Source organism: Paenibacillus wynnii, assembly GCF_030812855.1.
GTDB lineage: Bacteria > Bacillota > Bacilli > Paenibacillales > Paenibacillaceae > Paenibacillus_AQ > Paenibacillus_AQ wynnii_A.
In genome coordinates this window covers 1-24,085 of sequence record NZ_JAUSTK010000046.1, presented here as the reverse complement: position 1 = coordinate 24,085, position 24,085 = coordinate 1, and the positions used below count along the sequence as shown (strand labels likewise).

Annotated in this window: 19 protein-coding genes; 18 read left to right on the top strand and 1 reads right to left on the bottom strand. The window is 45.4% G+C overall.

What is annotated here, in order from left to right:
- The first annotated feature begins 151 nt into the window (after nucleotides 1-151).
- The 17 genes from J2T20_RS24765 to J2T20_RS24685 all read left to right on the top strand — a co-directional run bounded on the left by J2T20_RS24765 (nucleotide 152) and on the right by J2T20_RS24685 (nucleotide 22,337).
- Complete coding sequence (locus J2T20_RS24765; protein WP_307592540.1) at nucleotides 152-2,197, top strand: methyl-accepting chemotaxis protein; 2,046 nt, start codon at nucleotides 152-154, stop codon at nucleotides 2,195-2,197.
- Nucleotides 2,198-2,834: 637 nt separating this feature from the next.
- Nucleotides 2,835-9,791, top strand: coding sequence for a pullulanase (locus J2T20_RS24760; protein WP_307592538.1), 6,957 nt, complete (start codon nucleotides 2,835-2,837; stop codon nucleotides 9,789-9,791).
- Between the two features lie 167 nt (nucleotides 9,792-9,958).
- Complete coding sequence (locus J2T20_RS24755; protein WP_307592536.1) at nucleotides 9,959-10,225, top strand: hypothetical protein; 267 nt, start codon at nucleotides 9,959-9,961, stop codon at nucleotides 10,223-10,225.
- An 82-nt stretch (nucleotides 10,226-10,307) separates the two neighbouring features.
- Nucleotides 10,308-10,841 carry an RNA polymerase sigma factor SigY gene (gene sigY / locus J2T20_RS24750; RefSeq protein ID WP_307592534.1) on the top strand — a complete coding sequence of 178 codons (534 nt, stop codon included), beginning with the start codon at nucleotides 10,308-10,310 and terminating at the stop codon, nucleotides 10,839-10,841.
- On the top strand, nucleotides 10,834-11,169 hold the full coding sequence (locus J2T20_RS24745) for a DUF5345 family protein (RefSeq protein WP_307592532.1): 336 nt from the start codon (nucleotides 10,834-10,836) through the stop codon (nucleotides 11,167-11,169). Before sigY ends, J2T20_RS24745 begins: the two co-directional genes overlap by 8 nt.
- Complete coding sequence (locus tag J2T20_RS24740; RefSeq protein ID WP_307592530.1) at nucleotides 11,166-11,381, top strand: DUF5652 family protein; 216 nt, start codon at nucleotides 11,166-11,168, stop codon at nucleotides 11,379-11,381. The genes J2T20_RS24745 and J2T20_RS24740 overlap by 4 nt, the downstream gene beginning before the upstream one ends.
- A 35-nt stretch (nucleotides 11,382-11,416) precedes the next feature.
- Nucleotides 11,417-11,608, top strand: a complete 192-nt coding sequence (locus J2T20_RS24735; RefSeq protein ID WP_307592528.1) for a PLD nuclease N-terminal domain-containing protein — start codon at nucleotides 11,417-11,419, stop codon at nucleotides 11,606-11,608.
- Complete coding sequence (locus J2T20_RS24730) at nucleotides 11,608-12,525, top strand: ABC transporter ATP-binding protein (protein ID WP_307592526.1); 918 nt, start codon at nucleotides 11,608-11,610, stop codon at nucleotides 12,523-12,525. The genes J2T20_RS24735 and J2T20_RS24730 overlap by 1 nt, the downstream gene beginning before the upstream one ends.
- Nucleotides 12,522-13,304 (top strand): ABC transporter permease subunit, encoded by a 783-nt coding sequence (locus tag J2T20_RS24725; RefSeq protein WP_307592524.1) that lies wholly within the window; start codon nucleotides 12,522-12,524, stop codon nucleotides 13,302-13,304. The genes J2T20_RS24730 and J2T20_RS24725 overlap by 4 nt, the downstream gene beginning before the upstream one ends.
- 91 nt (nucleotides 13,305-13,395) lie before the next feature.
- A complete protein-coding gene (locus J2T20_RS24720) occupies nucleotides 13,396-13,779 on the top strand; it encodes an ATPase (protein ID WP_307592522.1) in 384 nt (127 codons plus the stop codon).
- A gap of 199 nt (nucleotides 13,780-13,978) precedes the next feature.
- On the top strand, nucleotides 13,979-14,266 hold the full coding sequence (gene gatC, locus J2T20_RS24715; RefSeq protein ID WP_307592520.1) for an Asp-tRNA(Asn)/Glu-tRNA(Gln) amidotransferase subunit GatC: 288 nt from the start codon (nucleotides 13,979-13,981) through the stop codon (nucleotides 14,264-14,266).
- Nucleotides 14,267-14,295: 29 nt separating this feature from the next.
- Nucleotides 14,296-15,753, top strand: coding sequence for an Asp-tRNA(Asn)/Glu-tRNA(Gln) amidotransferase subunit GatA (gene gatA / locus J2T20_RS24710; RefSeq protein WP_307592518.1), 1,458 nt, complete (start codon nucleotides 14,296-14,298; stop codon nucleotides 15,751-15,753).
- 30 nt (nucleotides 15,754-15,783) lie between these two features.
- A complete protein-coding gene (gatB, locus tag J2T20_RS24705; protein ID WP_307592516.1) occupies nucleotides 15,784-17,220 on the top strand; it encodes an Asp-tRNA(Asn)/Glu-tRNA(Gln) amidotransferase subunit GatB in 1,437 nt (478 codons plus the stop codon).
- 90 nt (nucleotides 17,221-17,310) lie between these two features.
- Nucleotides 17,311-17,790 carry a GNAT family N-acetyltransferase gene (locus tag J2T20_RS24700; protein ID WP_307592514.1) on the top strand — a complete coding sequence of 160 codons (480 nt, stop codon included), beginning with the start codon at nucleotides 17,311-17,313 and terminating at the stop codon, nucleotides 17,788-17,790.
- 36 nt (nucleotides 17,791-17,826) lie between these two features.
- On the top strand, nucleotides 17,827-19,767 hold the full coding sequence (locus J2T20_RS24695; protein WP_307592512.1) for a DUF4097 family beta strand repeat-containing protein: 1,941 nt from the start codon (nucleotides 17,827-17,829) through the stop codon (nucleotides 19,765-19,767).
- Between the two features lie 126 nt (nucleotides 19,768-19,893).
- Nucleotides 19,894-20,316 carry a peroxide-responsive transcriptional repressor PerR gene (gene perR, locus J2T20_RS24690; protein WP_307592510.1) on the top strand — a complete coding sequence of 141 codons (423 nt, stop codon included), beginning with the start codon at nucleotides 19,894-19,896 and terminating at the stop codon, nucleotides 20,314-20,316.
- Between the two features lie 287 nt (nucleotides 20,317-20,603).
- Nucleotides 20,604-22,337 (top strand): glycosyl hydrolase family 18 protein, encoded by a 1,734-nt coding sequence (locus J2T20_RS24685; protein WP_373457857.1) that lies wholly within the window; start codon nucleotides 20,604-20,606, stop codon nucleotides 22,335-22,337.
- Between the two features lie 49 nt (nucleotides 22,338-22,386).
- On the opposite strand, the gene J2T20_RS24680 is transcribed toward J2T20_RS24685, so the two are convergent.
- Entirely contained in the window at nucleotides 22,387-22,752 is a 366-nt protein-coding gene (locus J2T20_RS24680; protein ID WP_307592507.1) for a DUF2614 family zinc ribbon-containing protein, read from the bottom strand.
- A gap of 129 nt (nucleotides 22,753-22,881) precedes the next feature.
- Between J2T20_RS24680 and J2T20_RS24675 the strand changes: the two genes are divergently transcribed.
- Nucleotides 22,882-23,760 (top strand): nucleotidyltransferase-like protein, encoded by an 879-nt coding sequence (locus tag J2T20_RS24675; protein ID WP_307592506.1) that lies wholly within the window; start codon nucleotides 22,882-22,884, stop codon nucleotides 23,758-23,760.
- Nucleotides 23,761-24,085: the final 325 nt, after the last annotated feature.

The following is a 24,085-nucleotide window of genomic DNA, read 5'->3' as shown; positions in this document are numbered from 1 at the left end:
CTGCTTCAACTCATCGAACCCCGCTGTTGTCCTTTAATTTTATGATACCATCTAAAGATTGTTAGAAAACACCATTAATAATAATGTCGAAACAAGTCGATATATGACTTATGAGCTATTATTTTAATCACGGAAAAGGAGCATTTACAACATGCAGCTTAGGAGTATCAAAGCCAAAACCCTTCTTATAATTCTGCCGCTGCTACTTATCATTGTCATGGGCATCTCGTCAGTTGTCATTCTTAAGTCCCGTAGTCTTCTGCTTGAGCAGACGGGCAACAGTATGAAGGAACAGCTGGCAAACACCAGTCAAAGCATCCAGAAGCGGATATCCTCCCATGGGAGAGTGCCAGAGACGATAGCGAAGTCGATTCAAAGCCACTATAACAAACTCAGCTTAGAGGACTATGACATGCTTTTTAAGAACACGCTTGATGTCAATTCAGAGACTTTCGGTGTAGGCATTTACTTTGAACCGAATATGTATAACGACAAGATGAAGTATGCTTCAACCTATGCGTATCACGATCAGAACCAAGTTACCGTAACTCACGCCTATAGTGATCCCCAATATGACTATCCTTCACAAGAATGGTATAAAATTGCTGTTAACCAAAAAGGGGTGCGTTACACGGATCCCTTTTATGACGAAACAACAAAGTCAACGATGGTTACAGCATCCGTTCCTGTGTATGACGATAAACAACGTTTTATTGCCGTTACCACCGGTGATATTAACTTGGACACAGTGCAGAAAATCGTCACTGAGACACAAGTAGGAGCCACAGGTTGGGCGTTTATGCTCGACAAGAACGGTACTTATCTAGCAGGGCCGGAGACCGATAAAATCATGAAGAAAAAGCTCCAGGAAGACACGGATCTCGTCATATCTACTTTAGCAAATACCATCCTGAAAGAAGGTAATGGAGCTTCAACTTATAATTCCTCCCAAGGGCTCATTCATGTCTATTATTCAAAGTTAGATCAGACAGACTGGATCTTAGCAGTTGCCCTGCCGGATCAAGAACTTACCACTCAAATAAATGCATTGATGCTGCAAATTTTAACTGTACTTTTAATTGGAATCGTTCTTATTGTCGTGGTTATTCTACTGTATACTCGCAACTTAACAGCCCATACGGCCCGTGTTAATTCGATGGCCGAACATCTGGCACAAGGTGATTTCACATATTCTATTGAGGTAAAGTCGAAGGACGAGTTTGGCAGGATGGCCGAAAATTTGAATCATACGAGCAGCCTTTTGAATACAATGATGGCCAAGGTATCCGAGAATTCCTTACATGTCGCATCGACCTCGGAGGAGTTGACGGCTAGCGCCGAGCAGACAAGCACGGTAGCTGAAGACATAGCCAATACCATTCAGGAAGTGGCAGCAGGGGCGGAAAATCAGCTTCTTAGAACCCAAGAAAGCGCTAGGTCGCTAGAGGAATTAGCTATGGGTATCCAACGTATCTCCGAGTCTTCCGCCACATTGTATGATGCTTCGAACAATACCTCCCGGCAGGCGCAGGAGGGGAACGGAATTATCCAGCAGGCAGTCAGTGATATGAACGAAGCCAATCGGTCCGTTTCCATAACGGCATCACACATGGAACAGCTGCGTGTCAGATCCGCTGATATAGGCAACATTATCAACGTTATCAGCGGGATCAGCATACAGACTAATCTGCTATCATTGAACGCTGGAATTGAAGCCGCCCGTGCAGGTGAACATGGAAGAGGATTTGCTGTAGTGGCCTCAGAAATTCGCAAGCTGTCCGAGCAAACAAAGCTATCTGCAGAGAAGGTCAAGGAGATTATCGAAGAAATGCAGGGAGAGACCGAAGCCGCTGTGAAATCGGTGGCAATTGGCACAAAAGCGGTCTTTAACAGCACTGCACTAGTGGAAGAAGCGGGGGCAGCGTTTACCGGCATTGTAACGGATATTCAGCATATGGTTAGTCAGATCCAAGAGGTATCTGCCGTCTCCGAGCAAATGTCTACCGGATCTCAGGAGATAAGCGCTACAATGGAGGATCTAGCCCGTATATCAGGTGAAGCGTCAGACGCCACACAAAGCGTAGCAGCAGCAAGTGAGCAACAAATGGCTTCCATGCAAGAGGTATCGGCTTCCGCCCAATCATTAAGCTCAATGGTTCAGGAGCTTCAGGATTTGCTGGTACAGTTTAAAATTTAACACAGAGAGGCCCGATCACCCTACTTTTTAGTGTCGTATTCGTAATTCGACCAAGAAAAAGTAGGGCTGACGGGGTCTTTTTACATCTAAAAGGGTTCTTCCCTTTCTCAGCCAAACATATGGTTATTCTAAAGATATTCTGAATACCTTGTTAAGGTCGGACATGAAATTAGTTTTGTGCAACTTTGTGCAAACGTTGTCTCTATCGGGTTTTCGGGTCATTTAGCCTTTTTTTTGTGAAAAAGCGAATTAAATTACTTGTTGACAATGTTTTGATTGCAGGTTTAATATGATAAACAGCACATGGCAAGCGCTTCCAAACATTTTAATTATGCAAATTATTTGTTGTGTAATTAAAAATCAAAGTGAACGGATTCTTTCATCTCTAAATTGCAAACGTTTGCGCAAAAAAGATGGAGTTATGAAAGAAAACAAGGAATTTTGAAGAAGGGAGGTCTGCAATCAGTCAGGATTGACGCCGAGTTGCAGATTTTACGTATGAATAGCCATTAAAAAGAGTTCTTCCAAAGACCATCAATGTTTTAGGGAGGGTACGATCCAAAGTTAGCGAGAGAGAATGCAAAAAGTTGCAACCGCTTGCATGAAAGGAATTCAAAATAATGGGAGGTTTGACCGAATGAATTTTGCTTTATGGAGAAAGAGATTATTTGCTATCGGTATGATTATTGCTTTAGTATTTTCAAGTTTCGGCTTTGCTCCGTTGAAGATCCGTGCAGAGGAATCACCTACTCTTACGGTAGCACAGGATACAGTTAGTGCCGTTCCGACAGGACATATGCGCATTCATTACAACCGGACTGCAGGGGATTATGCGAATCAGGGACTATGGATGTGGGATGATGTAGAATCTCCCTCTTCTGGCTGGCCTACAGGTGCAGTACCTTTTCCGGAAGGGCAGACGGATTCCTATGGAGCCTATGTAGATGTGGCACTGAAGAGTGTTGCTAAGAAAATCTCTTTCCTCGTTGTAAATCGCGTCACGCAGGACAAAGATGCAGGTGATAAGCTCTTCACCATCAACACTCCCCAAACGAATGAAATCTGGATCAAACAAGGATCCAATGAAGTTACCTCTTACGAACCGGTTGTGCTTCCTGCCAATACCGTTCGGATTCATTATATGAGATCAGATACGAATCATAGTCAGTATGGTCTATGGTTGTGGGATGATGTGGCTTCGCCATCGACCAATTGGTCTTCAGGCGCGACCCCGTTCACAGCAGAACAAAGTGACCGTTTCGGTGCTTATGTGGATGTTCCCCTAAAAGAAAACGCCAAAAAAATCGGCTTTATCGTATTAAAGCCAACGAACGCTGAGAAAGACGGCGGTGATAAAACCTTTGGCCTAGTGGATCGTTACAAGCAGCTATGGGTAAAAGAAGGCGATAATACCATCTATGTTTCTCCTTTCGGAGAAGTTGCAGTGGGTCTTACTTCTGCTGAAGTCGTATCAACCAGCAAAATATTGCTGGGTTTCACCTTGACCGACGGACTGGACGCAACGGCCCTAAAGAGTCAAATCACTGTGAAGGACAAGGATGGGACAGATATTCCGGTTTCTGCCGTAACCATTGCCAGTACAACTTCTCTTGTATTGGATACACCGGTATTTGATGTGGATAAGGCTCCCCTAAGCGTTACTTACTCGGGCAAAACAGTAACTGCTTCTACCGGGTGGAGAATGTTAGATGAAATGTACCATTATACGGGGGATGACCTCGGGGCTACCTATTTAGCTGACAGCAAGTCTGCCACCCTGAAGCTGTGGGCTCCGAAAGCAAGCTCTGTTGTGGCAAGTGTATACGACAAAGATAATGCTGCTGTTTCTATAGGCAGTGTGAATTTAACTAAAGGTGAGCAGGGCGTATGGTCGGTAAATCTTACGCCTGATGACTTAACCGGGGTAACAGATGTTCGCGGTTACTACTATCAATACGAAGTTACCAACGACGGAATTACGAAGCCGGTTCTAGATCCTTACGCCAAGTCTCTGGCCGTATTCACAGTGGATACTACGGGTGCCCCGGGCGCTGATGGAGATACGGTGGGTAAGGCGGCTATCGTTGACTTAGGTCAAACTGACCCTAATGATTCGTTTGACTTCGCAAATATTACAGGCTACGAAAAACGCGAAGATGCCATTCTTTATGAAGTCCATGTTCGGGATTTTACATCGGATCCTTCCATTGAAAGCAGCCTAACGGGCGAAAGATGGGGCTCATATGATGCTTTTGAAAAGAAACTCGATTATATTAAATCCCTGGGTGTAACTCATATTCAACTGCTTCCTGTAATGGCTTGGTATTATGGGGATGAGACGATTATGGGTGAAAGAGAGTCGGATTATTCGGCAAAAGGCAATGAATACAACTGGGGATATGATCCACATAACTATTTCTCACCGGATGGCGCATATTCCGAGAATCCTGCCGATCCAGAGCAAAGGATCAAGGAATTAAAGGGCTTGATCGATGCGGTGCATGAAGCCGGGATGGGTGTCGTTTTGGATGTCGTATATACCCACATGGCAAAGAAGGAATTTTTGAACGATATCGTGCCTAATTACTATGCATTCCAAGATGCAAACGGAGGTTTTATCGGAGGCTTCAGCAACAACTTGGCTACCAACCATAAGATGGCTGAGAAGCTGATGGTGGACTCCGTAAAATACTGGTTCAGTGAGTACAAAATAGACGGCATGCGCTGGGACATGATGGGTGATGCGACAGCAGACGCGGTACAGGCCGCCTATGATGCCGCAGCAGAAATCAACCCGAAGGCGCTTTTTATCGGTGAAGGCTGGAGAACCTTCGGCGGTGCCGCTTCTGATCCATCCCTTGCGGGTAAAGGCGCAGACCAGGACTGGATGGATGAGACGGACAGTGTTGGCGTATTCTCCGATGAATTCCGCAATGAATTGAAGTCCGGGTATGGTTCGGAAGGTGAACCGAGATTTATAACGGGCGGTGCGCGTTCAATTACAACGATTCTGAACAATATTAAAGGACAGCCTTCAAATATTTCAGCGGATGATTCGGGCGACATCGTGCCTTATATCGAAGCCCATGACAATCTGACGCTGCACGATGTTATTGCGCAATCCATCAAGAAAGATCCGGCAATCGATGAGAACGAGTTGGAAATACAGAAGCGGATCAGGCTCGGCAATATGCTGGTCCTCACTTCGCAGGGGACGTCCTTCCTGCATGCGGGCCAGGAATATGGACGTACGAAACAATGGAAGGCAGAGGGTGTTCCCGAGGAGAAATATACAGAGCTTACGGATGGGAACGATAATTCGTTCGGCTATTTCATTCACGATTCATACGATTCGTCAGATGCGATCAACATGTTTGATTGGACCAAAGCAACCGATGAAGTAAATTTCCCTGTACAAAACACGACAAGGAAGTACACGTCGGGCCTCATCGAGCTGAGAAAGTCCACGGATGCTTTCCGGCTTGGCGACAAGAGTCTGGTGGACTCCAATGTTAACCTCATCGCGGCTCCGGAAATCCAGGCAAGTGATCTAGTGATCGGCTACACGAATAAAGCGACTGACGGAACCGGCAACTACTATGTCTTTATGAATGGAGACAGTGTCTCAAGAACGCTTACGCTTTCGGAGGATTTGACCGGCGGCAAGGTATTGGTGGATAACGATGAAGCTGGAGTTACGCCGATAACAGCCACTAAATCCGGGTTCACCCTTACGTCTAACACCATCACGCTTGATCCATTGACCGCTGTGATTATCCAAAAGGACGCTGCGGGCGTTGTATTGAATTCTTTGGAAACAGACAGTGTGAGCTACGCGCTGCAAACCAATACAACTCATCAGACAAGTGTTTTTGCGAAATACGATGATGACAGCAGAAAGAATATCACGAACAGTGCCACTTATTCCTCCAATAAACCGGAAGTAGCAGTGGTAACGGATAAAGGCTTGGTAAGTGCTGTCGCCCCAGGAACGGCCGTTATTACAATGGCTTATGGTGATAAAATATCCAAGGTTACAGTTAAAGTCACTGCGGCGCCGGTAGACAGTAAACGTTATGTGAAGTTTACCTATCTCCGTGAGGATAAGAACTATTCGGACTGGAGTCTTTGGGTATGGTTTACTGGTGCCAAGGATGATGAGATCAAGTTCACGGAATTTGAAGGAGGAAAAGCAAGCGCTTTGATTGAGGTTTCGAATCAGGCGACGAAGGTTGGATTTGTGCTCATTAAGAAGTCGGGGGATACGCTGGACTGGAATAAGGCCAAACAGGATTATGCGGGAGATCGTGAAATTTTGTTGACACCGGGTGAATCCTTCACCAAAGTCTACGTGACCAGCATGGTCAAAGAGCTCGATATTAAGCCGAGCATCAGCGGCCCCGTCATGAAGGACGGTGGGATTACGTTCCTTTACCGGGATGAAGTACTCTTCCGCAGTGGTAATATGGCAGCTATAACGAGTGCCAAAGTGAAGATAAACGGTACAGAATATCCGATGGTTTACGATTCAGCTAAGCAATGGTTCAGTTACCAGCTGACCCATGCAGTAGAAGGGACCAACCAATATTCTTTCCTAATTACTGAAGATGGCGTTACCAATGAGATCAATGATCCGAAAAACACCGTTAACGGTACATCCGTAATGGTATATCACAATCCATCGGTAATAATTACGGCCACTGTTTCTCCAAAAGCAGTTACATCCAACCAAAATGCGACGGTTACGGTGAACGCGAGCTCTACGGAGAAAGTAATCTATAAAGACGCTTATATGGATCTGACTGCTCTCGGCGGCCCTAGCAAAGTCAAACTGGATACAGAGATACTTAAACAGACGATAGCAGTGAAGGCTACTGTAGCTGCAGGTATCAAGAGTATTCCGATTACACTTGTGGACCAATATGGGAATAGTCATAAACAGACCGCAACGATTGAGGTGAAAGCTAGAACCTATACCGGATCCAAGCTGGATTTTGACTGGGATGAGGCTCGCATTTATTTCGCGCTGACTGATCGGTTCAAGGATGGGGACACGACGAACAACGACAACGTCGATAAAACCCAATTGGAAGCCTATCACGGCGGAGATTTTAGAGGAATGATAGATAATCTGGATTATTTACAGAAGCTAGGTATTAATACGCTGTGGATCACGCCGATTGTTGATAACATTGACTTTAATGTAGGGGCTGATTTCAAGCAGTATGGCTATCATGGCTATTGGGCAAAAGATTTCACCAAGCTTGACGAGCATCTGGGTGACATGACGACCTTCAAAGAACTGATCGAGAAGGCGCATGATAAGGGTATTAAAATTATGGTTGACGTTGTACTCAATCACACCGGTTATGGTCTGAAGCCGGAAGATAATAGCCCGACAATCACTCCTGAAGACAAAGCACGTTTTGACGGAATGCTTCGCACAGATGGCGTGGCGTCTAACATAGATCCTATCAAAGGTGAATTGGCAGGTCTGCCTGATCTCAAGACCGAAGATCCAGCAGTACGGGAGAAAATTATCAACTGGCAGACGGGCTGGCTGAATAACGCACGGACTGAACGTGGAGACACCATTGATTATTTCCGCGTCGATACCGTCAAGCATGTGGAAGATACAACTTGGAAGGCATTCAAAAATGCACTCACTGCCATTGATCCGGCTTTTAAAATGGTGGGTGAATACTTCGGTGGTACCGTAGATAACAACGGTGGATTGCTGCAGACAGGCCAAATGGATGGATTGTTGGATTTTGGATTCAAGGACAAAGCCAGAGACTTTTCAAATGGTAAAATCGATGATATCGATGCTTATCTGCAGGATCGTGAATCCAAAATTGATAATACAACCATGATGGCCCAGTTCCTGAGCAGCCACGATGAGAACGGCTTCCTCTCCGAGTCTATAGGCGGTGACAAAGGCAAGTTGAAGATCGCAGCTTCCCTGCAAATCACGGCTAAAGGACAGCCGGTAATTTACTACGGGGAAGAGCTCGGCCGCTCTGGTAAAAATGCCGGGGATATGTCTAATGGAGAGTTCAGTGAGAACCGTGCAGATATGCCATGGGATCAGCTCACTGCTGAACAGGGGCTTCATGATCACTATCAGAAGCTGCTGAATATCCGTGCCAAATATTCGAAGGTATATTCCAAAGGTATACGTACAAAGCTAGCGGGTTCAGATACGCTCGGATATCTAGCTTTCAACAAACATTACGGAAATGATGATGTTGTAACGGTTATCAATACGAAGACAGATACTTTATCTGTAGCTATTCCGGTGCCGTTTGCTGCTAATGCTCTTGTAAAAGACGAGTATAGCGGCAGCATCTACAAGGTTTCCAATGAACAAAAGGTAACGGTAAATCTGCCAGGCAGGGATAGCGGCGGAACAGTTATTCTGGCTGCTGTAGCAGCTACGCCAAATGGAGATTCAGGGTCGGTACCTACTTCTCCAACGACTCCTGCTAACGTTCAGGTAGTGAATAGCGAAAGCTTGAAGGAAGGTAAGAATGGTAAGGTTGAAGTCGAAATTGCCCAAGGTAAGAAAATAGTGCTTTTGCCAATTCAAGCAGCAATGTCGCTCGGAGTAAACGATCTGGTAGTGAAGATGGGAGATATGCTCGTAACTATTCCTAACAAGGTATTGAGTGCGATTCAAGGTTCGGTCTCCAATGCTGAAGCAGATGGTTCCCAAATCTCATTTGAGGCAAATCCTCTTCAGATTAATGAAACCAAACCTTTGGTGGACCGACTGAATAAGGAAGGTACTAAAGTTACCAATGTATCTGATGTGTATGAATTCAAACTGGGTGTGCTCAAAAAAGACGGCACCACTGTTTTGACCGCGAGCTTCATGGAACCGATCACTCTTTCATTTAACTTGAAAGGAAATCCGAATAAGGACTTAATCGGCATCTACTATTTAGGGGATAATGGTAAGCTTGAGTATGTAGGCGGAACCTTGAATGGGAAAGTCATGACCGCAGAAGTAACCCACTTTAGTAAGTATGCCGTACTAGAGATTGATAAATCGTATAAAGATGTTCCCGAAGGATATTGGGCATCCGAAGCCATTAAATCACTCTCTGCGAAGCAAATTGTAAATGGAGCTACAGCTTCAGAATTTAGACCGAAGAATAATGTAAGTCGTGCGGAATTCACCGCTATGCTGGTTCGAGCTCTCGGTGTGAAAGCGGAAGGTCAGACAGCCTTCGCCGATATAGCAACGGACGCTTGGTATTCATCTTATGTAGCAACAGCTATTAAGCTGGGTATTGTTAACGGACGGAGCAAAGACATGTTTGCACCTAATGCAACGATCAGCCGTGAGGAAATGGCCGTTATGCTTGTCCGGGCTCTGGAAGCTAAACAAGGGAAGAAGATGGAGAGTACAGCCAACCAGCTTACTTTCTCAGACGCTTCGAGTATCCATGCATGGGCAGCTTCTTACGTGAATTCCGCCGCAGAGCTGGGGTTGGTTCAGGGAAGATCGAATAATCAATTTGTACCTGCCGGATTGATGACCCGTGCCGAAAGTGCACAGGTAATCTATACACTGATGGCTCACCAATAAGGTAATATTGAAGTTAGGGTGGACAGCAAGACACAAAGTTGCTACAATACTGTTAATTAAATGTAACATCTAACTACGCGAAGCACGCAGACTGTGGAATAATCCCGGTTTGCGTTCTTTTTTTTGTCTTTTTATAGAGATAATGGCTGAAAAAGGGGGAACTTTTCTTGAGAACAGACCTGCAATATCTTCTGGATCTAGGGGGATATTTCGAAGCGGATAAGAGGGTAATAGAGCAACTTTCTCAGGAGGAGGACGGGATTATCTGCCGAGAAGTGGAAGAATACTATACATATAATAGGTGCCGTGAACAGGTCCGCTCATCTTTGCCGTCCGATAATATTCCCACTCCTCTTTTCTGGAGATTTCCTAATGAAAGAGGTCATATTCAGCAGTGGCGGCTTAAGCTTTGGGAGCACCGGAATAAATTTTAAAAAAAGTATTGGATAGCATTGAACGATAGTTAGGTTTGAATCGTATTATGAATGACATTTCAGCGGAGCGGCGGGGGAGCAGATGATTAAATGTGATCGGAGAATAATTAAGAAGGCTCAACAGGGAAATGCTGAAGCATTAGCGGAACTGCTCCGGGACCATTATACCTTCCTGCACAAATATTTGCTTAAGGTTACTTTGGATCCTTCTCTCGCAGAAGATATATGTCAGGATACGATGTTAAGGAGCATGGAGAAGATTACTTCATATAATGGCTCCTCCTCTTTTTCCTCTTGGTTGATAACCATCGCCACCCGATTGTACATAGACCGAATAAGGCGAAGTAAACGGGAAAAGGAATGGAATCTTAGGCAGGAGCAAGGCATCCGGTCCATTCGTTGGCAGTTCGAAAGCCGCAATGAGGAGTGGAGTGACGTACTGGATGCTATATCCCGCCTGCCCTTACCTCAGCGGATGGCTGTTCTATTGAAGCATTATTATGGCTATGGTTATGAGGAGATAGGAGTTATGCTGCAAATTCCAGAGGGGACGGTTAAATCTAGAGTAGCTTACGGGCTGCGACAATTGCGAAAGGAGCTGGGTGAAGATGAATAATGAGGATAAGAAGCTGCCAGACCCTCTGCTGGAGAAGTTAAAGTTAGGGCTTGACCGTCTGGATAACGTTTATTTAGACCTTAGTCCTCCTTCTCTAAGCGCACTCACTTTGCAAATAAAGGCTGAGGCGATCAATCGCCGCAACCGAGAGCGTAAAGAAATGCTACTCTTTTGGCTGCTCTCCTTATGTCTAATGGGCTCCTGCCTGATTTTACTGCTGGAAGCTCCATTGTTTTATCTGGTGATTCAAGGAGCCGTACCGGCGGCAGCACTCGTGATTGCCGCTGTAATTCGCCTAACCCGGAAAGGAGAAGGTGCGGAAGAATGAATGAGCTGCGTGATATACCGGTAGTTTTGGTTATTCTGATTGTTTTAGCAGTTCTGCTGCAAGGAACTTGCTTGTTCCGCAATGCTCGGAGACGGGGGAAGAGAGCATGGTTCTGGGGCTTATGGGGAGTTACAACGGTTCCGATGCCGACCGTGGTCTATTTATTAGTAGTAGTGCTTCCTGATTTAAGGCGCAAGGGAACAGAGGGATAAGAAGAATAACATTCTTTTATATAGGAGATGTACTTATGGACGAAATTAATTGGTCATTACTATGGCCTTTACTGGCGCTTCAAGTGTTGCTGGCAGTCATCGGATTGTTTTCTCTCCGAAGAACAGAAGCTACGAGAGGACCCAAGTGGCTATGGGTTTTTATTCTTATCTTTGGTAATATCATTGGCTCCATCGCTTATTTCGTTTTTGGAAGGAAGGATATTTAATGCCGTCTCTTATGCAGGTCCGAAACTTATCTAAAAGTTACGGAAAACATCTATCTGTGAATAACATCAATTTTGATATAGAGAAAGGCCACTGTATTGCCCTGCTTGGACCGAACGGCGCAGGCAAAACAACTACACTCCGTATGATGGCGGGTCTTCTATTACCCACCTCCGGCAGTATTAGCTTTGAAGGGGCCATTCCTGGATCAGATTACCGACAACAATTAGGATATTTACCTCAATCCCCGTCCTTCTACGGCTGGATGAGTGGTGAGGAGTACGTGGTTTTTGCCGCCAAGCTTAGCGGATTAGGATCACGGGATGCAGTAAAGATGGCTGCCGAGGTGTTGGAGCGTGTAGGCTTGAAGGATGCTGCCCGCCGCCGGATTGCCGGATATTCCGGTGGAATGAAGCAGAGGCTGGGACTTGCCCAAGCACTGGTGCATCGTCCCCGATTGCTGCTGCTGGATGAGCCTGTATCTGCACTGGACCCCATCGGGCGGCGCGAGGTGATGGAAATGCTGCGGGAGATTCGGGAGGAAACGACGATTATCTTCTCCACGCATGTACTTCATGATGCTGAAGAAATATGTGATGACATAATACTGCTCAATCAGGGTGTGATTGCTGAACAAGGAACATTAGGAGCCCTCCGTTCCAAATACCGTATCCCTGTTATCCGTATGCGCGTAGAGAAGCAGGAACAAGCTGTGCAGTGGCTGCAATCCATTGCCTCTAGAACTTTTGTAACGGAGGGCCAAGTGTCAGGAGAGGATGCTGTTTTTAATGTGAGCGATATTAAGGAGGCCCGCCAAGTGATTGTACAGGAAGCGGCGGCACTTGGGATTCCATTGCTGCATTTTGAAGCGGGATCCTCTACCTTGGAGGATTTATTTATGAAGGTGGTAGGATCATGAGGGGGATGTGGATTTTTAGCCAAAAAGAAATGCTGGAGCTTGTCCGCAGCTATAAGCTGGCCTGGATTCCGGTGGTGTTCATTATATTGGGCATCATGCAGCCGCTGACAACCTATTATATGCCCGAAATATTAAAGGCATCAGGAAATGTTCCGCCGGCTCTGCTTGAGTCTTATGAAATGCCGGGAGCTGCGGCTACGATGGCCCAAGCCTTGGGACAGTATGGAACGATGGGCCTCTTGGTCCTTGTGCTGGCTGGAATGAATAGTTTGTCCGGTGAACGTTATAGCGGCACTGCTGAGCTGGTATTGGTAAGACCCGTATCTATGATAAGTATTGTTTTTGCCAAATGGGTTGCACAGCTGATTCTGCTAGCTGTTTGTCTGGGATTTGGAGCGGCAGTGGCAGCCTATTATACCGGGCAACTGATTGGTGACTTATCGTGGATGCTCGTCATTTTCGCTACAGGAATATATGGTCTGTGGCTGCTATGTATTCAATCGCTAACCTTGCTTTTTAGTGCCTTTCTTCGCGGTCCCGTTGCTGCATTTATGGCTTTATTGTCTGCGGCAGCACTTTCGCTGCTCAACAGCTTTCTACCGAACTGGCTCGAATGGACACCGGCAAGTTTGCCGGCTTACTCCGCTCAACTCCTTACCGAAGGCAGTAAGAGTATGGGGTCGGCCTTGACCGGATCGCTAGTTTCTGCGGGACTTCTTATCATTTTATGTATTATCGGAGCTTCTCTTATAACTGGAAGAAAAAAGCTTATAGATTAACTGCCCTCTCCTAGTAGACATCACTATCATTTTTTAGTAGACTGTTGAAATAAGTAAACCATGATAGATATGGATTCGAGGAGGTAGGGCGATGCTGCAATTAGGAGAAAAGATTATCATTGTTGCGGATGCTTTCGAGCAAAATCTTCCTATCGGGGATTATGGCTACTTGATTGCTTATGACCGTAATCCAGATAACGCATTTGATTATGTCATTCGTGTACCACAGGCGAATCGGAATTTCTACGTCACTGCAGAAGATATTGAGGCGGAAGAAGAGTTGCTGATCGTTGAGGCAGAAAGAGCTACACACGAGGCATTGATTGATTACGCATTATCTACTTTCAATGAGAAGCTGTTCCATCATTTAATGAACGGCGAATCTGCCCAGGCGGAAGAACCAGAAATTATTTCACAAGAGACCCTGTCCCAGGCGGAATTCATCAAACAGGTGAATCTTCGGGCTTGGATTTAACGGAAGGCCGGCCAAATCCGGCTTTTTACAAAACTATATAAGCATGCAGGAAGACATAGGCTCCACTTTTGTGGGGCCATTTTCATATGTGAAAATGCAGGTGGAAATACAAGCTCATTGAATTGTCCAAGCTTCTACAATATAATTAGTAACGTTAATCCGGGCGCTTTAGCCCTTTACATTAGGAGGGAAATTTCTTATGAGCATCACGGTCAAGGATGTGCAGCATGTGGCCAAGCTGGCCCGTTTGCAGTTAAGCCCGGAGGAAGAGGCAACATTCACAGAACAAATGAATGCTATTTTACAATATGCAGAAAAATTAAATGAGTTGGATACGGATAATGTTAAGCCAACTACACATGTTCTACAGGTCAGTAATGTAATGCGTGACGATGTGATTAGAGAGAGCCTTAGCCAAGATGAAGCGTTACTTAACGCTCCTGATCATGAAGATGGACATTTTAAAGTGCCTGCTGTTCTGGAATAGATCAAAGATATAGGAAAGGGGATGTAATCTTGAGTCTGTTTGAATATCGATTACCCGAATTACATAATATGCTGCATAACAAAGAGGTATCGGTCAGTGAGTTGACCGAAGAATCCTTGTCCGTTATTGCACGGCGAGACGGAGACATTCATGCCTTCTTGACTTTAAATGAAGAGGGTGCCCGGGCGACAGCTCGGTCTTTGGATGATAAGTTGGCATCTGGAGAATCACGCGGTCTGTTGTTTGGACTTCCTGCAGGAATTAAAGATAACATTGTAACCAAAGGGCTGCGTACGACCTGCGCTAGTCAGTTCTTGACTAACTTTCAACCGATTTACGATGCGACAGTAACCGCTATGCTTCGACAGGCTGATGCTGTGACCATGGGTAAGCTGAATATGGATGAATTCGCTATGGGCGGATCTAATGAGAACTCCAGCTTCGGAGTGGTTCGCAATCCGTGGGACTTGGAACGCGTTCCCGGCGGTTCAAGCGGCGGTTCCGCAGCTAGTGTAGCGGCAGGCGAAGTATTCTTTGCGCTTGGCTCAGATACCGGCGGATCTATCCGTCAGCCAGCCTCTTATTGCGGCGTAGTAGGCTTTAAGCCAACCTATGGTTTGGTTTCTCGTTACGGCCTGGTGGCCTTTGCGTCATCACTGGATCAGATCGGTCCGGTTACGCGTAATGTTGAAGATTCGGCATATGTGCTGCAAGCTATCGCTGGTTATGATCCTAAGGACTCTACATCTGCCAAGGTGGAGATTCCTGATTATTTAAGTGCACTTACCGGTGACGTTACGGGACTACGTATCGCTGTACCTAAGGAATATATAGGTGAGGGCGTTGACGCCTCTGTCCGTGAGTCCGTACTTGCTGCCCTTAAAGTGCTGGAAGGTTTAGGTGCTGTGTGGGAAGAGGTATCCCTACCTCATACTGAATATGCAGTAGCAGCTTATTATTTGCTGTCCTCATCAGAAGCTTCCTCTAACTTAGCTCGTTTCGACGGCGTTCGTTACGGTACGCGTATAGATGAAGGCGGTGGTTTGCTTGACCTGTATCTGAACTCCCGCAGCCGGGGATTTGGACCAGAGGTGAAGCGTCGTATTATGTTGGGTACCTATGCGCTAAGTTCAGGGTATTATGATGCTTATTACCTAAAAGCACAAAAAGTCCGTACCCTCATCAAACAGGACTTTGATGAAGTATTTAAGAATTATGATGTTGTCATTGGACCGACGGCTCCAACGACAGCCTTTAAGCTGGGTTCTCAGACCGAAGATCCGCTGACCATGTATCTGAACGATATCCTTACCATTCCGGTAAGTCTCGCGGGCATTCCAGCGGTTAGTATTCCTTGCGGTCTTGCGGATGGGCTGCCTGTAGGGCTGCAGATTATTGGCAAAGAATTTGATGAGACTACAGTGCTGCGCGTTGCGCACGCCTTTGAACAAAATACAGAGCACCACAAGCAGCGTCCACAGCTGTAATATCTTCCAAAAGGAGGGGAATGGGTTACTATGTCATCTAAATATGAAACGGTTATCGGACTGGAAGTTCACGTAGAGCTTCATACAAAGTCCAAAATCTTTTGCGGCTGCTCCACAGAATTCGGGGCTCCGCCTAATACACACACTTGTCCCGTATGTCTGGGTCACCCCGGCGTCCTGCCGGTTCTGAACCGGCAAGCGGTGGAATACGCAATGAAGGCAGCTATGGCACTTAACTGTACCATTGGTGATGTCAGTAAGTTCGACCGTAAGAACTACTTCTATCCCGATTCACCAAAAGCTTACCAAATCTCGCAGTTCGATCAGCCCATCGGTTTGAACGGCTGGATCGACATTGAAGTGGACGGTGAGACCAAGCGGATCGGAATTACCCGCCTCCATCTAGAGGAGGATGCAGGTAAACTGACTCACGTAGATGGTGGATTTGCTTCTCTCGTTGATTTCAACCGGGTAGGAACACCTCTTATTGAAATCGTTTCTGAACCGGATTTAAGATCCCCTGAGGAAGCGCGCGCCTATCTGGAGAAGATTCGGGCCATCATGCAATATTGTGATGTATCTGACGTCAAGATGGAAGAAGGCTCCATGCGCTGTGATGCCAATATCAGTCTTCGGCCTATAGGTCAGGAGGAATTTGGTATCCGGGCTGAGCTCAAGAACATGAATTCCTTCCGCGGAGTACTTCGCGGACTTGAATATGAACAATTCCGGCAAGGTGAAATTTTGGATGACGGCGGTATTGTTGTCCAGGAGACCCGCCGGTGGGATGAGGCAGGCGGTAAGACCTTATCCATGCGGGGTAAAGAAGAAGCACATGACTACCGTTATTTCCCGGATCCGGATCTGATCGTGCTACATATTAGTGACGCTTGGAAGGAGTCCATTCGGGCTACGATTCCAGAGCTTCCAGATGCTCGGCAAGCCCGTTATAGTGAGGAGTACGGTCTCACCGCTTATGATGCAGGTGTGATTACCTCTTCTATGCTGCTGGCTGACTTCTTCGAAGGAGCTCTTCATTACACTCAAGATGCTAAGTCTCTGGCTAACTGGATCATGGGTGACTTGCTCGGCTATCTAAATGCAAATAACCTCGAGCTTTCGGATGTGAAGATTACCCCTCAAGGTCTGGGTGAAATGATCGGACTTATAGCTGGCGGGACCATCAGCAGCAAGATTGCGAAGACTGTCTTCAAGGAGATGCTGGAGAGCGGGAAGCTGCCTGCGGCCATCGTTGAGGAGAAGGGCTTAGTCCAAATTAGCGATGAAGGTGCCATCAAAGGAATTGTAGAAGCGGTTGTAGCGGCTAACCCGCAATCTGTAGAGGATTACAAAGCGGGTAAGCAGAAAGCAATAGGTTTCCTGGTAGGACAAGTTATGAAAGAGAGTAAAGGTAAGGCTAATCCTGGGCTTGCCAACAAGCTTTTGGCAGAGGTTCTGAACAGCTAGTCTGTTGTTGGGGTAATATAATGGAGTAACCTATAACGAGGGCTTGTCGGCAACGACAAGCTCTTCGCGGTCTATAAGGGGATTGATAACATGAATGAATTTGTGAAGCTGGATCTGCAGGATGAACTCACGATCAATGAACTATGGTCTCTTCAGCATAAAGCTTACCGTTTGGAAGCTCAGCTCATAGGCTTTCTGGATATTCCACCGCTTTTGGAGACCAGGGACATGCTCCGCCGCAGCTCGGAGACCTTTTACGGTTGTTTGAGTGAGGATGGAGATATTATGGGGGCTGTGGCAACACAGGAAGAGTCACCCGGTAAGCTCACCATTACACGGATGATGGTAGACCCCGATCACTTTCGAAAAGGGATTGCAGGCAGTCTGTTGAATTATGTGTTTGAGCACTATAACAGCATGGAACAATTTATTGTTTCTACCGGCAAGCTAAATACGCCAGCGGTTTCTTTATATATCAAACATGGATTTATCGCTGCTGGAATAGAGGAAGTGGCTCCGGGTGTGGAACTTATTGAGTTTAACCGTATCGGTAAATTAGAGACATGCTGATCCCTCTAAGATTCGGAAGAAAGGAGGAGCTCCCAAATGATAAATGAACCTGAAATGCACCCGGTAACCGAAGAATTGAATGAATCTGAAATCTTGGAATCTGATGGAATGGATAGCGTGAGTGAAGTTATTCCTCCACGTCCCAAACGACGCCGACCCAGGAAATATAAATTTGTTGCCGGCCTGCTGTCGGTACTGATACCGGGAACTGGACATTTGTATTTGGGGCTTCTCCGCAAAGGAATTTCACTGATTTTTATTATCTTGTTGGATATTGCGGCCCTACTTTATTTTTCTTCTATTGGCATGCAGATCAATGTGCCGCTGCTTATTTTATTGGCCCTGCTTATTCCTGTGCTTTATTTCTATAACGTATTCGATGTCCTGCAAACTTCAGATCGGATTCTAAATCTTCTTAATCATAACGGAGCAAAGGATGAAGATGGGGTTGATTCTAATCTGAATTCGGCTTCCCCAGTTTCCAAGCGTCGTTCTTTAGTTAGTGAACCTGGGATTTCGTTCGGTCTATTACTACTGTTTGGAGGCGCATTACTTTTTTTGTTCCGTCAAAAGCCTGTTTGGCTGCAGTTTTACATTGAAATTTATTCAGGAGTGACTGTTGCAGGAGTACTTATTTGTATTGGTGTACTTCTGGGTGCTCGTGAGATTGTCCAAAGAATTAACAAGCGCAGAGGAAGCGGAAACCTCAATATATTTCGGATTGGAAGGTTTACTGCGGTCCTCCTCCTTATAAGCGTTGGGGTTTTACAGCTAATAGACTGGAAAGACCATACCGAAAATATGCTCCTACTCCTCAAATGGTGGCCTGTTGTTCCTGTGTTATGGGGCATAGAGTATTTACTTATGTATTTTTCTACGCGTCGAGCGGGCTCTGGCACATCTCTTGCTGGCAAAAAGTTTAGACTCGATGTGGGCGGAGTGATATCAGCAATCGTAATTTCAGCCAGTGTATTTATAGTGGTGGAACAAGAGCACTATATTCATTTATGGAACCGGGTCAATTTAAATTTGACAGCAGCAGCCGTTGATTATGCGCAAGCGACAGGTAACAAATATCAGAAGCCCACTCTAATCGTTCCGGTTGAACTGAAATCGGCTAAGTTAACCATTGAAGCGATTAACGGTGATATTTTGCTGCATAGAGCTCCGGTTGAGGATATAGAGATTGTAGCCACCGTGTGGGTGGATCAGTTGGAGGGAGTAATGGCGGAGGCGATTTCGGAGCAGTCCTTCGTTGAAGTCACTGAGGGTTCGAACATTAAGATAACCCCCAAGGGCAAGTCTTATGGAGAGTCCGGAAAACGCCAACCACGTATCGATATGGATATTTTAATTCCTGAGGATCGTCGCTTTAATCTGCAGGTACGAACTATGAATGGCGGGATAACGCTGCAAAACGTAGAAGCAATTAAAGATATTTCTCTGGAAACCGGTAATGGTGAGCTCATACTGCACAAAGTATATGGAGACATTACTGGAAAGACGCTTAACGGGGGCGTTCGTGTTCGAGACGTTCAAGGGAGTGTAGATCTTTCAACAAGCGGCGGGGATATGAATGCATGGGATGTTATCGGCCCGCTAAAGCTTTCTACAGCTGTTGGGAACGTTGCGGCTGTCAATAGCGGTGGTACTGCCGATATTTTTAGTAAAAACGGGAATTTGACCGTCACAGAGGCTAGAATGAAGGTTCACGCGGAATCTCTTAATGGCAGTATCAATGTTCGCTCAAGCCAAATTGGTGGAGATTGGGATATATACAGTGCAGTGGGTGATCTCGATCTGTTCCTACCTTTAGATGGAAGCTATTCCGTGGAGGGTTCTAGCGGGTATGGGGATATATCCTCTGATATTCCAGAACTCTTTATTGATAAAAAAACACTCTCTGGAAAAGTTGGCACGGGCGAATATAAGCTTCACTTGGAGGGAAACAGCAACCTAAATGTGAGGAAATATTGAAATAAGTAATATTTATTATATAATAATAAATATAATGTAAAGACTGCGTTGACAATAATGAAAGCACAGTCTTACAATTATAAGTAGATTAATAAATATGTTTTACCATAAGGGGCGGTGACATTGATGGGGAGTGGCGTTCAGCATGCATTGGAACAACTGAAGACAACCGGTGTCCGTATTACGCCCCAGCGTCATGCTATATTAACCTATTTGATGGAAGCGATGAACCATCCTACGGCAGATGACATTTATCGGGCACTGGAACCCAAGTTTCCGAGTATGAGTGTGGCAACTGTATACAATAATTTAAAAATGTTCATGGAAGCTGGTATGGTTCGTGAATTAACCTATGGTGATAATTCCAGCCGTTTTGATGCGAATGTATCTGATCATTATCATGTCATCTGCCAGATTTGCGGTAAGATTGAAGATTTCAGTTACCCATCCCTTCACGAGGTGGAGCACCGTGCGGAGCAGGCTACCGGCTTTAAGATCAAAGGATTGCGAATGGAGTTATATGGGGTTTGCCAATGCTGCACTGAGTAGCAGTTTTGAAATCATAATAGAATTGATCCGAGGCAAAATGCTTGCCGAAGTTTTAAGAACGTGCTGAATCCTTAATCGGAGGAATCACGTTTTATTTTTTTGGAAACCAAATGGACTCCGTAAACGTATTCTACAAGGGCGGCTATGCCGCTTTTGTACAAATATAAGAAAGTATAAGTTTCCACCATACTTTGCTTATATTTCTACGAGAAACGGGTGCCATCCATTAAGGACGGCGCAGCCGTTTCTTCTTGGCAATCTTAGTATTCTCAAAAAATAGCTATCATATGGAGGATTTAATTTTGGACAGAAGACAGAGACAGAAGCGTGTGAAACAGCGCGGAGGTCTTTTTCGCCGCCTGCTGGGACTGTTTATTATAGCGGCTGCTGTATATTGGGTCGTATTTTATGTAATGCCGAATCGTCTGCATGTAGATCCCGACTGGAAAGGGATGGACAAGCCTTTATTCGTTAAGGGTATTTTAACTGAGTATTCCGCTTCAGGTACCGGAGAAAGTCTGCTGATACCCCTGCCCTTTTTACAGGAATATGTTGATTCCTCCATTCGTTACGAGGCTGAGAGCAAGTCGGTTATTCTATCAACTGACAGTGAGTTGCTATATATGCAAGCAGATACAACTAAGGCTAGCCTGAATAACAAACCTTTGCAGCTGCGGCTAGCCCCAGAGGAAAAGACTGGATTTACTTATCTTCCTGCAGAAACCTTGAAGGACTTATATGGTTTTGAAATACAGGAAGATACTGTGACCGGAGCCGTTCAGTTGATGCTCGCTGGTGATAGTGTTCCGCTTGGTAAGGTTAAGGGAGATAAAGGTGCAAAAAGCACTCCCCTTCGGAATGAAGCAACCATTCATGCTCCGATTGTGGCAGATATGACCCCCGGGACTGTCGTGAAGATTTGGGAAACCAATGAAGACTGGATCTATGTACAGATGAGCAATGGATATACAGGTTGGACCCAGAATAAAGATATTCTTCCCAATGGTGATAAAGTAGTAAAAGTACAGCCGTTATCCCCAACACGCGCAGAGCGAAGTTGGAAAGGTAAACCCGTGAACCTGGTCTGGGAAGCCGTGTATGAGCGCAAGCCAAATCCAAAATCGATCGGTAAGCTTCCTGGTGTTAATGTGGTTAGCCCAACCTGGTTCCGAATTGTAGACGGGGAAGGGAATGTACGCAGTCAAGCGGACAGCGTATATGTGCAATGGGCCCACAGTCAGGGCATGGAGGTATGGGGGCTTCTATCCAACAGCTTTGAGGCAGACATGACTACGGTGGCGCTGTCTACTTATGAAAAACGTATGCGGATCATTGTCCAGATGCTTGAATATTCCGACCTGTATGATTTGGATGGGATCAATATTGATTTTGAGAATGTGCATACGAAGGATGGCGATAATGTCACGCAATTTATGCGGGAGCTGAAGCCGATGGCACAGGCCAAAAATCTAATTGTATCTATAGATGTAACGCCAAAATCGAACAGCGAAATGTGGTCATTGTTTTTGGATCGCCGGGCTCTCGGAGAAATCGCTGACTTTATCATAGTTATGGCTTACGATGAACACTGGGCATCAAGCCCTTTAGCGGGTTCTGTCGCTTCCTTGCCGTGGGTAGAGAACTCTATAAGCCGGATCATCGACGAAGATGACGTATCGCCTGAGAAGATCATTTTAGGCATTCCTTTGTACACCCGTATCTGGTCTGAGACTAAGGTGGATGGAAAGATCAAGGTGAGCTCCAAAGCTGTAAGCATGGATGCGGTTGCTGAGATTATTAGCTCAAAGAAGTTAAAGCCGAAATTAGATCAAGAATCAGGACAGAATTATGTGGAATATAAGGAAGACGGGATACCCCGTAAAATATGGATTGAAGATAAAATATCACTTAAAGCGAGAGTTCAGCTTTCGAAGTCATATGGACTTGGAGGAGTAGGCTCTTGGAACCGCAGCTTTGCGAACCAGTCGGCATGGAAAGAGCTGAATGAAATACACAAGTAACAGGCTATAGCAAAGGGGCTCCCGCAATCGGAAGCCCCTTATTTTTTGTTTATGATTTGAGCTGTTGACTTTCAAGTTGCTCTGCCGTGATATTGGCTTGTTCTGGGTCCATAGTTAGAATCGTATGGCAGAACATACATCGGTCTGTCTTGCCTAGCATTTTGGTCAGCTTGTGACATTCGGGACAGTCCACCTGTACAGCGCTCGTAGACAACATGCCTGCCCAAAAATATATAGCTAGACTTGCCATCATCGAAATCAATCCAATCACTAGCCCAACTGCAGCTACAACTTTTCCCGCGTGCCCCCAGAACACAATACCGGCAGTCCCGAGAATCATTAGTCCCATACCCAGCATGGTAAGCAGCAATCCCCATGTACGAAAAGCATTAATTTTAGCTGATTTAAAAATCATGAGTATTTGCTCCTAACTTAAAATATAGTTCTCACGTCCAGAAGGAACTAACATGAATAAGTAGAATTATATTATAATTGAATTATAGCTGAACTGACGCAAAATCGCCATATTTGATGGAGGGAAGGCATGGAACTATCCAATTTGACAATAATAAGTGGAGAAACGTTTGATGAGAGTGTTCTTGGCGTCGTCACTTTGCGGCAGCAGGGAAATATTCCTTTTCAAAGCGCACTGCTTCACGAATACGATAGGCTTGTATTGATGCTGCATAATGAACTGGAAAAGGAACGGATTATTCGTCATTCGATCGATGGTGATTTGCGTACCCAGACGTTGCATGTCGATATTCAGGCTTTGGAGCGGGCGGTAAGCGCCGGAGATAATAATGAGCTTGTTACAAGTTTGCTGGGTGGTGAGATAATTTGGGATCCGCAAGGTATTCTTGAGAATCTGCGGCAGACTATACTCCAATTTGATCAGCCTCTTAAGGAACGTGTTTTATTTATGGAGATTTCACGGTTCTTGCATATGTATGTGAAATCAAAACGTTATATTGCAGCCGGCTGTATCATGGACGCTTACAATTGCGTCTTAATTGCCTTATATCATTGGGCGCGCATTGAGGTAAGTGAAGGCGGCAGGTTTCCAGAACCGGCTGTGTGGGACCAACTGAAGAGTCAGAATACATCGGTTTATAAATTGTATGAGGAGTTAACGATTAGCACCGAAACGTTGGAGCAGAGAGTGGAGCTTGTATTATTGGCCTGTGAATTTGCAATTATGTCGAAGATGGCCGATTGCTGCACGATGCTTTTAACCATTCTGGGTAGTCGTAATGAGCCATGGAGCGTTGAGGAGTTATTGATTCAGCCTGGTCTGAGTCATTTGGAAGCTGAACTGCCTATTATATTAAGAAAGCTTGTTTCCCGTTCATTAATTAGAGAAATAACCTCTTGGGCAGATGCTAATGCCGGGGATGGTCACACCGTACGTTACGTCATGTAGAGATAAGATTTATACTGTAGGATAGGGAGGGGCATTTGCACTCTCTTTTTTTGTTTATTCCTAATTTTGTAGAATACTATATATGGCATAATATTTAGGGTTGACTCAAACCTTGTTAATGTGATAAATTATAACTCGTCCCTCTGAAGAGTTAATTCAATTCAGAAGCGTTAGAAAGACAGACAAGAAAATTAAGTTTTAAAAAAAAGCTTGACTGAAACGTGGGCGCCGTGATATATTATAAAGGTCGCTGCTGAGACAAAATGAGCGACAAACGAGACATTGATCTTTGAAAACTGAACAACGAGTGAGTGGGATTTTACGA